The organism is Paraburkholderia rhizosphaerae (genome assembly GCF_004366595.1).
Lineage (GTDB): Bacteria > Pseudomonadota > Gammaproteobacteria > Burkholderiales > Burkholderiaceae > Paraburkholderia > Paraburkholderia rhizosphaerae.
On the sequence record NZ_SORE01000003.1, the window covers coordinates 88852 to 101030 of the forward strand.

The following is a 12179-nucleotide window of genomic DNA, read 5'->3' on the forward strand; positions in this document are numbered from 1 at the left end:
AACAGGCTCCCTGTTATTACGCGCCCGATGCAGCGGAGGCGGCCGGCGCGGCCTGTCCTGCCGCGCCGGAAGCGGGGGTCGGAGGAAGCTGCGCGGCGACGGTTCTGACCTTGGCGCCCGGACGCACCTTGTCGACGCCCTGCGCGATCACGCGGTCACCTGGGTTCAGGCCGTCTTCAACCACCCAGTCCGGGCCGAAAGTGCGCGAAGTGACGAGCGTGCGCAGTTCGACCTTGTTGTCCTTGTCGACGACGAGCGCGGTAGGTTGCCCTCGCTGGTCGTGCGTGACCGCGATCTGCGGCACGAGAATCGCCGCCTCGTTGATGCCTTCCTCAATGCGCGCGCGCACGAACATGCCCGGCAGCAGCACACGGTCCTTGTTGTCGAAGATCGCGCGAATCGTCACCGAGCCGGTGGTCTGGTCGACCGTGACGTCGGTGAACTGCAGCTTGCCCGTGGTTGTGTACGGGCGGCCGTCTTCGAGAATCAGCGTGACTTTTGCCGCGTTCGGACCGGTGGTCTTCAGGCGCCCGCTCTGCACTTCGCGGCGCAGCAGCAGACCCTGGCGGCTCGACTGCGTGAGGTCGACGTACATCGGGTCGAGCTGCTGGACCGTTGACATCAGCGTGGCCTGGCTCGCCTGTACATAAGCGCCCGGCGTGACCTGCGAAATGCCGACGCGGCCCGAGACCGGCGACACGACATCCGTATAGCCGAGGTTGATCTGCGCGGTATCGACCGAGGCCTTGCCCGCGGCAACGTCCGCCGCCGCCTGGCCTTCCGCTGCGACCGCGTTGTCGTAGTCCTGCTTGCTGACCGCGTTAGCGGCGACGAGCACCTTGTAGCGATTCGCCTGCGCGGTGGTCGTCGCGAGATTTGCCTGCGCTTTCGCGAGCGCCGCCTTCGCGTTGTTCAGCGCCGCGATGTACGGCGCCGGGTCGATCTTGTACAGCCGCTGGCCCGCCTTCACCTCGCTGCCTTCGATGAACTCGCGCCGCAGCACGATGCCGTCGACGCGCGCGCGCACCTGTGCGACGAGGTACGCGCTGGTGCGGCCGGGCAGTTCGGTAATCACGGGCACCGGCGTCGGCTTGACGGTCACGATGCCGACTTCGGGGTCTTGCGGCGGAGGAGCTGATTGTTTTGGTCCGCAGGCTGCCAGCAAGACGGCAAGCGCCGCGGCAGGAATCAGGCTGAACGAAGCCCAGCGGATGGGAACCCGTTTGACGCGCATGGAGCGACCTCTGTCAGAGACTGAGAAGGAAAAGTGCGTACCGGCTACCTGGACGACCAGGGATGATCGACGGCAACCCAGGATGAAGACGGCGCGCACTGGCGTCTTATGACGCCCCGACCGGGAAGCCCATGGATGCTGTTTGCAGCGGGAGCACCGCTCTTTCGAATCGCGCCAAACCGGGGAAAATGCCGCACCGCGCACCCTTCGGAAGGGCGGCGTAAAGATGTTTGAAAGCAACAGTGACGGATCTTAACCGGTCGGGTGAGCTGGGTCATCCGATCGTTTAGGGTGCTATTATAGATACGTTCACGAATGCACGTAAAAGATTATCCGCGCACGGTTCGCGTGCATCCATGGAACATCAACTCCCATGAGAACGACTACACGAGACAATCCTTATCAGTCTCGCTTAAAAACCTCAGGGATATCCAGCAACACAGGTAGTCTGAAGATATGGTCCGACGAACCAAAGAAGAGGCACTGGAAACGCGAAGCCGCATTCTGGATGCAGCGGAAAAAGTGTTCTTCGAGAAAGGGGTTTCTCGCACTTCGCTTTCTGATATCGCACAAGCCGCCGGCGTCACACGCGGCGCGATTTACTGGCACTTCGACAACAAAGGCGATCTCTTCACCGCGATGTTCGACCGCGTGCTGATGCCGCTCGACGAACTGAAAGCGGCGTCGCTCGATCCGCAGGAACTGGATCCGCTCGGCAAGCTGATCGACATTCTCACGGTCGTACTGCGCAATACCGCGGTCGATTCACGCCAGCGACGCGTGTTCGATATCCTGTTTCTGAAGTGTGAGTTCGTCGAAGAGATGGGCCCGGTGATGGCGCGCCATCAGAACGACATGCGCGAAGGACTCGCGAACATCCAGGGCGGACTGCGCAATGCGGTATCGAAGGGACAACTACCGGCTGATCTGAATACGACGCGGGCGGCGTCGATCCTGCATTCGTTCGTGAGCGGCGCGTTGCGCGACATGTTGTTTCTGCCGTGCTCGGTCGACTACGGCAAGTACGCGCGCGAGATGGTCGAGGCGGTGGTCGATGCGCTGCGCTTCGGCCCGTCGTTGCGCATCGGGGCAGGCGAAGAGCCGGCGGCGTAATGGATCCCGTTGTGCCCGTCTGATGGTCGCGTGATGGTCGCACGGCAGCCGTGCGACCATCGCCGCCGAATGGAGCCCGAAGCGTGTCGCGCAATACGCGCCTAGCTGGCGCCGAACCAGCGCGCGACGTACAACAGCAGCGCGACGAAGAAAATCATCGCGGCCCACGCCCAATGCGGGACCACATGCGGCGGGTGTTCATGATGCGCACGCGCGCCGAACGTCGAATGCATCGCGCGGCCCGTCAGCGCGCTGTCATGGTCGTGCCGCGCACGGCGCGCGACGCCGGCGAGACTGATCGGCCGCAGAAACACGTGCTGGCGTCGCGCCGGCGTACCACGCGACTGGTTCGGCCCCTGCCCGTGCTTGGCCTGCACGACCGCGCAGAACTCGGTGAAAAAATCGTCGGCCAGCTCGTGCAGCGCATTCTCGATCTGGCGCGCCGGCAATTCGGCAAGCGGCCCGGTTGATGTGGCCCACACCGCGTAGTCGATGCGTGTGCTCGGCCGATCGCGCGGCGCCTCTTCGTCCGCGCGCAACGCGACGTCGATCTGACCACGCAGCGAACCGACCCCGCCCGCGCGTGCCTTGAAGTTCAATGTGCGATGCGGCTGGTCGGCGGCGGTGCCGTTATCGCTCGCCACATGAGCGCGCACCTCGTAATGCGCACGCAATGGCCCGAGCGGCACGGTCAGCGTCAATGCATACTCGCCGCCCGCGAGCCGCGTAAACGACTCGCAGTTGTCGAGGCTTGCGCGCAACAACGCGAGATCCTGCATCGCGTCCCAGACTTCAGACTGTGCAAGCGGAATTCTCAACGCGTTGGTCAGTTCCATGGCCGCCTCCCGATGTGCTCGCAACCGCGGGATCAGGAAGTCTGATCGATGCGGTCGACGCGCGACGCGTAAAACGCCAGATATCCCTTGATTTGCACGGCTCCGTCGATCGGGGCCTCATAACTCCATGCGGCGTTTTCGACGATTCCGTCCTCAGTGCGCAGATGAAAATACGATGCATCACCTTTGTGCGGACATCGGGACGAGTGGGTCGAACGTTCGAGGCGCGCCATGTTGACGTCGGCGCGCGGGAAATAGAAGACGTCGGGCAAGCCGGTTTCGGCGAGCGTCAGCGCGGACTGGGTGTCGGCCACGGTGACGCCTTGATGGATGACGCGCACGCGGTGCTGATTACGCGAAATGCTGACATGAGGTGTGGCCTGCCGGCCATCCGCCGCGTCCGCGCGGGCCGCATCATGGCGCGCGGCGCTTGGCTCGTGCGAGGCACCGCGGCTCCCGCCGCCGTCAGTCGGAACACCGCTCATCTCACCTGCTCCGGAACGAATCTGATGTTGCGCGGACCAGCGCTTGTGCAGTTGCAGCAAGGCCGCTGACCTTTCAAACGTGCTTGCAAAGACAAAAAAGCCACGGACCGGAAGTCCGTGGCTTCATTATCGATCAAACCGTCGTGAAGTGCGCGCGTTCCCGCACGCTTGCAACAACCTGACCGGGTGTCGCGCGCCGTTCGCCTCACACGCAGGTTGCCGGCGCGTTACGTCTGCCAGGAGAACGCCGCCTTCGTCGTGCCGTTAGCCGGCACGGTGACGGTCCTCGTCTGTGCGTGGTCTTTATACGACGCCTGCACGGTGTAGCGGCCCGGCGGCAATTTAACGAGCATATATGGGCCGCGCGATGTGGTATCGAGTACGTCGCCGCCATGCGCGTCCGAGATCTTCACATGGACGTCAGCGAGATATTCGGAACTGGGCCCGGTGAAGCGCAGCGATAGCGGCCAGTCATGTTCCGCGGCGCGCAGCGCATGCGATTCGTCAAGGCCTACTCCGCCCGACGTGAATGAGACCGCGCCTTGCTGTTGAATTTGCGGCAGACCTCCGCCATTCACATTGCCCGCGCTGGTATTGTCATTGGTTGTGCCGCCGGTGACGGCGTTTGCGTTCTGCGCGAAGGCGCCTGAAGCAAGACCGGCTGAAAGGGCCGTGGCAGCAACAACTGCAGCCAGACGGCGTGAAAAGTGGCGCTGAAATTTCTCCATTTGGTTAGCTCCTTTTTCGGGGAACCCCCGAACCATGGACATCCAACCGGAGCAGCAAGCGGCGTACCCGACAGCCGCGCCTCCTGCATGGCTGACCGGCAGGCTGCGGCGCGCGGCGGGTCGCCGCACGCGTGCCGCCGGTCAGGCCTTTCGTACGATCAGCCGAGGTCGACCGGTACGAAGATCTGCGCGTTGTCGCGCTCGATCAGCAGCGCGATGCTGTCACCCGCTTGCGACACGGCCTGCTTCAGCTGGTCGACGCTCGACACCGGGCGGCCGTTCACCGCGAGGATCACGTCGCCGGCCTGGATGCCCGCGCTCGCCGCCGCGCCGCCCGCCTGTTGCACGAGCAGACCGTGCGACACCGACGCGCTGTCTTTTTCCTGCGGCGTCAGCGGCCGCACCGCGACGCCCAGGCGCCCTTGCACCTGCGGCTTCGACTCGTCGTTGGACGCAACCTTCGTGTCCGACAGCGCGCCGATCGTCACCTTGATGTCCTTCGACGCCTTGTCGCGCCAGACGGTCACGTTGGCGGTGGTGCCAGGCTTCAGCCCGGCGATCATCGACGGCAGATCCGACGACTCGGTGATCGGCGTACCGTCCACCGCGGTGATCACATCGCCCGGTTCCAGACCCGCCTTCGCTGCAGGGCCACTCTTGTCGACCGAACTGATCAGCGCGCCTTGCGGCTGCTTCATGCCGAACGAGTCGGCAAGCGTCTGGTTCAAGCCCTGCACCGCGACGCCCAGGCGTCCGCGGCTCACGTGGCCGGTCTTCACCAGGTCGTCCTTGACCTTCATCGCCTCATTGATCGGGATCGCGAACGAAAGGCCCTGGAAACCGCCGGTCTGCGAGTAGATCATCGAGTTGATGCCGATCACCTCGCCCTCGAGGTTGAACAGCGGGCCACCCGAGTTACCCGGGTTCACCGGCACGTCAGTCTGGATGAACGGCGTGTAGTTCTCGTTCGGCAGCGAGCGCGATTTCGCGCTGATGATGCCCGACGTCACCGTGTTGTCGAAACCGTACGGCGAGCCGATCGCAACGACCCACTGGCCGACCTTGCTTTGACGCGGGTCGCCGATCTTCACGGTCGGCAGATCCTTCGCATCGATCTTCAGCACCGCGACATCCGACTGCTTGTCCGCGCCGACGACCTTCGCGTGATACTCGCGCTTGTCAGTCAGTTTCACGGTAACCACGTTTGCGCCGTCGACGACGTGCGCGTTCGTCAGGATGTACCCGTCGCTGCTGATGATGAAGCCCGAGCCGAGGCTCGCGCTCGGCGTGTCGGGCGCTTCGCCTCCGCCGTCGTCACCGCCCTGACCGCCCTGCATGCCCGGCACATTGCCGAAGAAGTGGCGATAGAACTGGTAGAACGGATCGCTCGGATCGATCGGCAGTTGCTGGTTGCCGCCGTTGCCGCCACCGCCGCGCAATGCCGTGTGCTTCACGACATGCTTCGCGCTGATGTTGACCACCGCAGGCCCGTACGTCTGGACGAGACCGGAGAAATCAGGAATGCCGGTTTTCGCAGCCGCTTCCGCCGGCATCAGCGCAGTAGCGGCCTGCGCCTGCTGGATCACTTCCGGCGTGTGCACGTTGTGGCGCCCGGCCACATAACCGGCGGAAACCGCAACCGCGACAGCCACAGCAATCGCACTGCGGGACAGAGTTTTTGCGTTCATCGTTGTACTCCAGACAGGGAGAGTGGTTCTCGATGTGTCGCAGAGTACGCGGGGTCACTTAAAACAATCTTAAACAGACTCTTACGGAAAACGGCGATAAAAACCGGGGTTTTCAGAACGTCACGGTCACCAGCAGCCCGCCTGCCCGAGCCTCGCCGAGCGTGACGGTCGCATCGTGCTGAAGCGCGATGCGCCGCACAATCGCGAGGCCGAGGCCGCTGCCGGCGACATCGGTACGCACGCGATTCGCGCCAGCGCCGACACGGTAGAAACGATCGAACACGCGCTCGCGCTCTTCAGGCGGAATACCGGGGCCGCTATCCGCGATCTGGACGACCGGATGGCCGTCTGTCACGTGCAGGCACACGTCGACGCGGCCGCCACCCGGTGTGTATTTGGTTGCGTTGTCGATCAGATTATTGAAAAGCACGCGCAGCGCTTCCGCGTCGCCGCGCACGAACGCCGGTTCGCTCGCCTCGATACCGAGATCGACGCCGCGCCGTTCCGCGAGCGGCGCATAAGCCGCGACGCAGTCGTGCAGCAGCGTATCGAGATCGATCTGCTGCGCGGCCTCCCGGCCGTCCGGTTCCGCGCGCGCGAGCGCGAGCAACTGTTCGGCAAGACGCGTCGCGCGCGTGACGCCGGCTTGCAAGTCCGTGAGCGCTTCGCTGCGGGCCGCATCGTCGTGAGCGCGCGCGACGAGTTGCGCCTGAATCTGCACTGCAGCGAGCGGCGTGCGCAGTTCGTGCGCCGCATCGGCGACGAACGCCTTCTGCGTATCGAGCGCGATCGCCAGCCTCTCGAGCAGCGCGTTCAGCGCGTGCACGAGCGGCCGCACTTCAAGCGGTAAACGCGAGTCGGGCAACGGGTCCAGCGCTTCAGGGTGGCGTGTGTCGAGCGCGCCCGTCACGCGGCGCAACGGCGCAAGCCCGCGGCCGACCACGCCCCAGACCGCGACGCCAAGCAGCGGCAGCAGCACGATAAGCGGCCATAGCGTACGCAGTGCGACGTTCGCCGCGAGCCGGTTGCGCACCGACAGCGGCTGCGCAAGCTGCACGACATTGTCGCCGACGATCGCGCCATACACGCGCCAGTCGCCCCGCTCAGTGCGTTCGGTCGAGAAGCCGAGTTCCGCACGTGGCGCGAGCGGTGCACGCGGATGCGAGTAGTACATCAGCACGCCGTTGCGATTCCAGATTTGCAGCACGATCCCTTCGTCGCCGGTATCGCGGGAGCTGAGGATTTGCGAGAACGGTTCGGCCGGCAGTGCGGCCGCGATTTCCTGCAACTGATAGTCGAACAGTTCATTGGCCTCAGCGAGCGCCTGCCGGTAAATCAGCCAGCCCGCGATACCGACCCCGAGCAACACGATGGCAAGCAGCCAGAACAGCAATTGACGGCGAATCGAACGCATCGTGTCAGGCTTCCTTCGCAATCATGTAGCCGAGGCCACGCACGTTGCGAATCAGGTCCGAACCGAGCTTCTTGCGTAGCGCGTGGATGTACACCTCGACGGTGTTGCTGCCGATTTCCTCGCCCCAACCGTACATCTTCTCCTCGAGCTGACTTTTCGACAGCACCGCGCCGGGCCGCGCGAGCAGCGCGGCGAGCAGCGCGAATTCGCGCGCCGAGAGTGCGACCGGCGCGCCGTCGAGCGTGACCTGATGCGACGCCGGGTCGAGCGTCAGCGTCCCATGACGGATGGTCGAATCGCTGCGGCCGGACTGGCGCCGGATCAGCGCACGCATCCGCGCACCCAGTTCGTCGAGATCGAACGGCTTCACGAGATAGTCGTCGGCGCCCGCGTCGAGGCCCTTCACGCGATCGGCCACCGCGTCGCGTGCGGTGACGATCAGCACCGGCACCGATAGACCGCGCTTGCGCAATGTCTGCAACACGTCGAGGCCATCGCGCTTAGGCAAGCCAAGGTCGAGCAGCAATAGATCGTAGGGTTCGCCGCACGCGGCGCTCAGCGCCGATTCGCCGTCCTGCACCCAATCGACCGCGAAGCCTTCGCCGCGCAACGCCTTGCGCACGCCTTCGGCGATCATCCGGTCATCTTCGACGAGCAGTATTCGCATGGTGTTCGTGAGCTGGAATCAATGCCTGCATTCTAGCGCCCGCTTCCGCATGCCCGCCCGCATCGCCTTGCCATTGGCTTTCGCGCTGGCTTTCGCATTGCGTTTTTCACGCAGCGGCGCGGCATGTCTCTACAATGAGCGCTTTTGCGCCAGTCGCGCCGACCGGACACATCCGGTGCCGCCGCTTGCGGTCGCAAGCGGTTTTGCGCTGTTTGCGCGACGCCGCGCGCGTCGGCCACACTACGGCTCTGGATGTTCGGCCGCGCGTCGCAACGGGGTTCACGGTTCTGTCTTCATTTGCGCGTCCGAATGGCCGTGTGTCCGGGCGCTTGCGCGGACCTGGGCGCGCAGTTGCGTTTGCGCTTCATTCCCGCACTTCACGCTTGCGCTGTGAAGATCAGCTGCAGACAATCCACCGCGTGGGCGTTGCCCACCGCTGCAAGAACTGAATTCGAAAGCTTTTCCGACGACCGATCCGTACATGACGCCCGCTTCACCCTCCGCCCTCCCACGTTTGTGTTTGCGCCAACTGTCCGCTCGCGCTTTTCCGTACGCACGATTTTTTTTGCGTGGCGAGGCTGGCACCGGTTCTGTTGTCCCGGACTCCACGTCGGCCACCGCGTCGTCGAGCGCCGTTCCGGCGAATGTCGGCAGGCGCGCGCATCATGCCGCGCGCGTCGCCGCGGTGCTGTGCGCATCGGCAGCACTGGTCTGTGCAGCGCCTGCTCAAGCGCGCAAGAAAACCCAGCACCCGTCGGTCAACGTAACCACCGTGTTGCCGGCCGCCGTGATGGCCGGCTTGCAGCGCGCACATGTGCCGCTGTCGTCGGTGAGCGTGGTCGTCGAGAAGGTCGGCGACCCCACGCCGGTCCTCGCGCTGAACGCCGGCAAGCCGATGTTGCCCGCGTCGACGATGAAGCTCGTCACCACCTACGCGGGCCTGTCGATGCTCGGCGCGGACTATCGCTGGCGCACGACCGCGTACGCGGACGGCAACGTCGACGCAAACGGCGTGCTGCACGGCAATCTGTACGTGCAGGGCACTGGCGACCCGAAACTCGTGCCAGAGGAACTGATCGACCTCGTGCAGAAGATTCACAACGCGGGCATCGTCGGCATCGATGGCGCGCTGGTGCTCGACAAGCGTTTCTTCGATCCGTCGACGCGCGACCTGCCCGCGTTCGACGACGATACCGAGGCACCGTATAACGTCGGCCCCGACCCGTTGCTGTATGCATTCAAGTCGCTGTCGTTCACGCTGACGCCGTCGCCCGATGGCACGGTTGCGATCGACGTGCTACCCGCGCTCGCGCAACTGCAGATCGACAACCATCTGCACGCGACCGGCGGCCCATGCCGCGGCCAGTTGAGCGCGCTCACGCCGGTCGTGACGCCCGACCCGGGCGGCATCGTGACCGCATCATTCGACGGCAACTACCCGCTGCGCTGCGGCGACCGCACGATCAATGTCGCGACCCTCGACCATTCGGCATTCTTCGCGGGCGGCTTCCTCGCGTTATGGAAGCAGACCGGCGGCACGTTCAGCGGCACGACGCGTGAAGGCGCGGTGCCGGTTGGCGCACGCCTTGTCGCAACGCATCAGGGGCCACCGCTTTCCGACATCGTTCACGACATCAATAAATTCAGCAACAACACGATGGCGCGCAACCTGTTCCTGACGATAGGCGCGGTCGAGAGCAAACCGCCGGCGACGCCCGCGAAATCCGCGCGCGCGATCGGGTCGTTCCTGAAGAACAGCGCGCTATCGACCGAGTATCTGACGCTCGAGAACGGCTCGGGCCTGTCGCGCAACGAACAGATCACCGCGTTATCGCTTGCCGGGTTGTTGCAGTCGGCCAATGCGAGTCCGGTCGCGCAAGTGTTCGTCGATTCGCTGCCGATCGTCGGCGTCGACGGCACGATGCGTAACCGTCTGACGCGCGAGCCGGTGAACGGCAATGCGCATATCAAGACCGGCACGCTGCGCGATGTGCGCGCGATCGCGGGCTACGTCGCTTCGGCGGATGGCTTCAGCTATGTGGTCGTCAGCCTGATCAACGACCCGCACGCGCAGGCCGCGCGCGCGGCGCACGACAGTCTGCTCGAGTGGGTCTATCAGGGACCGCAGGCCGCGCTCACCGAATCGCTCGCCGAACCCGCTGCCGAGCCCCGCAGCAAGCTAAGGAAAAACCCGAATCGGCGCGGTGCGCATTGAGGAATCCTTCTAGCGATGCGTGCGCGCGCATCGCTGTGAACCGTGTACGCTGTCGGGCAGCATTTGTCGCGTCGATGAAACGCGCGTGAACCGCGAGTGAATACGCGCACACGCAGATCATCATGGTGCAGATCGCGCGATCACTTCGCGTTCGATTTCGGACCGGCGACACAATCAAACTAGAACGATCGCGCCAACCGCTACATGCGTTGGCGCGAACCACGGAGGGAGACACTCACTCATGCTATTCAATGGCGGCGCGCTTGCGCCCGCTATCGCACCCGGGCAGACGGCTCGTGTCGATAGCCGAAGCGATCCGCATTGCATAGGTCCAGGCATCAACTGTCCGCATGACTCGACTACCGCATCACGCGCAACGATACGCGCGTACATGAGTGGTCGATGACAGCGGCACAGACTGGAAAGTCAAAACGCAAAGGACCGCCGTGCTTGTGCTCAAGCAACCGCTCAGGATGCCGTTCTACCAGCCAATCGCGCGAACCAGAATCGTTTCAGCAGGCTAACGCCGCATCGCGCAAGCCGTACGCGCAGCTTGCGACAAAGGGCTTGCGATGCCCACTACAAACAAGAGAAGACCGGAGACAACATGAAGCAAGCATCAAAGCCATCACGCCTGCGGCGCGCCGCGCAGATCGGTATCGCGAGTGTCGCGTTCGCGGTCGTCGCCGCGTGCGGCGGCGGCGGGGACAACAACAATTCGAGCAGCGGGCCGGCGGGCGGGGTGAATCTGCAGGTCGTGTCGTTCGGCACGAGCCTGTCGGATGTCGGCACGTATTCGCCGGTGATTCTGGCGAACTTCGGCGGCGGCCGGTTCACGACGAACCCGGGCGAGATCTGGACGCAGAAGGTGGCCGAATACTACGGCGGCACACTGACGCCGGCTTTTCTCGGCGGCTTTGGTCAACCGCTTGCAGCGTCAACTGGGCTCGGTTATGCGCAAGGCGGTGCGCTGGTGATCGGCGCGAACGGGATCGGCCATGCGCCGGCGGGACAGCCGCCGTATGCACAAGCGACGACGGTGCCGGTCGCGACGCAGGTGCAGAACTATCTGAGCGCCCATGGCAGCTTCAATGCGGGCCAGCTGGTGCTCGTTGAAGGTGGTGCGAATGACGTGCTGGTTGCGGCGCAAACGGCGCAGGCGACCATCGCAGCTGCGGTCGCGCAAGGCGCCAATCCTGGCACGGCGACTACCGCGGCGGTCACCGCTGCAGCCGGAACATTGGTGACCACTGCGCAACAAATGGTGCAACAGGTGATCGCGCCGATTCTCGCAGCCGGCGCAACGCACGTCGTGGTCGCCAACGTGCCGGATATCGCTGTGACACCGCTCGGCATCAATTCGGGTGCGTCCGGCCAGCAGTTGTTCAAGACGCTGGTCGGCGCGTTCAATCAGTCGCTGCAAGGCACGCTGGCTGCCACCGGCCTCCTCAGCAAAGTGATCTACCTGCAGACCGATAAATTCATCGACGGCGCAGTGGCGAACTATCAGGCGAACGGCTTCACGGTGTCGAACACCGGCACTGCTTGCAGACTGGCGGACATGCAGGCCGCAGCCGCGCAGTACGGCGTGGCCGACCCGAGCGCATTCGCGTCGTCGCTGTTCTGCTCGCCGCAGTTGCTCACGGTGGCGGGCGCGGACCAGAGCTACATGTTCGCCGATACGATTCACCCGACCACGCATTTGCATGCGTTGTTCGCGACGCAAGCCCAGCAGGCGATCGCAGCGACGGGCCTTGGGAAGTAATTGAACCGCAATCGAAACGGCCCGATCCGCATCC

At 64.3% G+C, this 12179-nt stretch carries 10 protein-coding genes; 3 read left to right on the forward strand and 7 right to left on the reverse strand.

From position 1 onward, the window contains the following. Positions 1 to 16: 16 nt before the first annotated feature. Positions 17 to 1234, reverse strand: a complete 1218-nt coding sequence (locus BX592_RS04450) for an efflux RND transporter periplasmic adaptor subunit (protein WP_134190458.1) — start codon at positions 1232 to 1234, stop codon at positions 17 to 19. Positions 1235 to 1690: 456 nt separating this feature from the next. On the opposite strand from BX592_RS04450, the gene BX592_RS04455 reads away from it, so the two are divergent. After that, positions 1691 to 2347, forward strand: coding sequence for a TetR family transcriptional regulator (locus BX592_RS04455; RefSeq protein WP_134190459.1), 657 nt, complete (start codon positions 1691 to 1693; stop codon positions 2345 to 2347). 101 nt (positions 2348 to 2448) lie between these two features. On the opposite strand, the gene BX592_RS04460 is transcribed toward BX592_RS04455, so the two are convergent. The 6 genes from BX592_RS04460 to BX592_RS04485 form a co-directional block, all read right to left on the reverse strand. Next, a complete protein-coding gene (locus BX592_RS04460; RefSeq protein ID WP_134190460.1) occupies positions 2449 to 3183 on the reverse strand; it encodes an SRPBCC family protein in 735 nt (244 codons plus the stop codon). A 32-nt stretch (positions 3184 to 3215) separates the two neighbouring features. Then, the gene (locus tag BX592_RS04465) at positions 3216 to 3668 is read right to left on the reverse strand and encodes a DUF427 domain-containing protein (RefSeq protein WP_134190461.1); all 453 of its coding nucleotides are present in this window, start codon (positions 3666 to 3668) and stop codon (positions 3216 to 3218) included. A gap of 227 nt (positions 3669 to 3895) precedes the next feature. After that, positions 3896 to 4396 (reverse strand): carboxypeptidase-like regulatory domain-containing protein, encoded by a 501-nt coding sequence (locus BX592_RS04470; protein WP_134190462.1) that lies wholly within the window; start codon positions 4394 to 4396, stop codon positions 3896 to 3898. Positions 4397 to 4554: 158 nt separating this feature from the next. Beyond that, positions 4555 to 6084, reverse strand: a complete 1530-nt coding sequence (locus BX592_RS04475; RefSeq protein WP_134190463.1) for a DegQ family serine endoprotease — start codon at positions 6082 to 6084, stop codon at positions 4555 to 4557. Positions 6085 to 6196: 112 nt separating this feature from the next. After that, on the reverse strand, positions 6197 to 7498 hold the full coding sequence (locus tag BX592_RS04480) for an ATP-binding protein (protein ID WP_134190464.1): 1302 nt from the start codon (positions 7496 to 7498) through the stop codon (positions 6197 to 6199). Positions 7499 to 7502: 4 nt separating this feature from the next. After that, complete coding sequence (locus tag BX592_RS04485; RefSeq protein ID WP_134190465.1) at positions 7503 to 8165, reverse strand: response regulator; 663 nt, start codon at positions 8163 to 8165, stop codon at positions 7503 to 7505. Positions 8166 to 8646: 481 nt separating this feature from the next. On the opposite strand from BX592_RS04485, the gene dacB reads away from it, so the two are divergent. Next, a complete protein-coding gene (gene dacB / locus BX592_RS04490) occupies positions 8647 to 10380 on the forward strand; it encodes a D-alanyl-D-alanine carboxypeptidase/D-alanyl-D-alanine endopeptidase (RefSeq protein WP_134190466.1) in 1734 nt (577 codons plus the stop codon). A 607-nt stretch (positions 10381 to 10987) separates the two neighbouring features. Beyond that, positions 10988 to 12145, forward strand: coding sequence for an SGNH/GDSL hydrolase family protein (locus tag BX592_RS04495; RefSeq protein ID WP_134190467.1), 1158 nt, complete (start codon positions 10988 to 10990; stop codon positions 12143 to 12145). Positions 12146 to 12179: the final 34 nt, after the last annotated feature.

Coding starts and splice junctions, on each gene's coding strand:
- BX592_RS04470 (WP_134190462.1), bottom strand. CDS start 4,396: ATGGAGAAATTTCAGCGCCACTTTTCACGCCGTCTGGCTGCAGTTGTT.
- dacB (WP_134190466.1), top strand. CDS start 8,647: ATGACGCCCGCTTCACCCTCCGCCCTCCCACGTTTGTGTTTGCGCCAA.
- BX592_RS04485 (WP_134190465.1), bottom strand. CDS start 8,165: ATGCGAATACTGCTCGTCGAAGATGACCGGATGATCGCCGAAGGCGTG.
- BX592_RS04475 (WP_134190463.1), bottom strand. CDS start 6,084: ATGAACGCAAAAACTCTGTCCCGCAGTGCGATTGCTGTGGCTGTCGCG.
- BX592_RS04450 (WP_134190458.1), bottom strand. CDS start 1,234: ATGCGCGTCAAACGGGTTCCCATCCGCTGGGCTTCGTTCAGCCTGATT.
- BX592_RS04480 (WP_134190464.1), bottom strand. CDS start 7,498: ATGCGTTCGATTCGCCGTCAATTGCTGTTCTGGCTGCTTGCCATCGTG.
- BX592_RS04465 (WP_134190461.1), bottom strand. CDS start 3,668: ATGAGCGGTGTTCCGACTGACGGCGGCGGGAGCCGCGGTGCCTCGCAC.
- BX592_RS04495 (WP_134190467.1), top strand. CDS start 10,988: ATGAAGCAAGCATCAAAGCCATCACGCCTGCGGCGCGCCGCGCAGATC.
- BX592_RS04460 (WP_134190460.1), bottom strand. CDS start 3,183: ATGGAACTGACCAACGCGTTGAGAATTCCGCTTGCACAGTCTGAAGTC.
- BX592_RS04455 (WP_134190459.1), top strand. CDS start 1,691: ATGGTCCGACGAACCAAAGAAGAGGCACTGGAAACGCGAAGCCGCATT.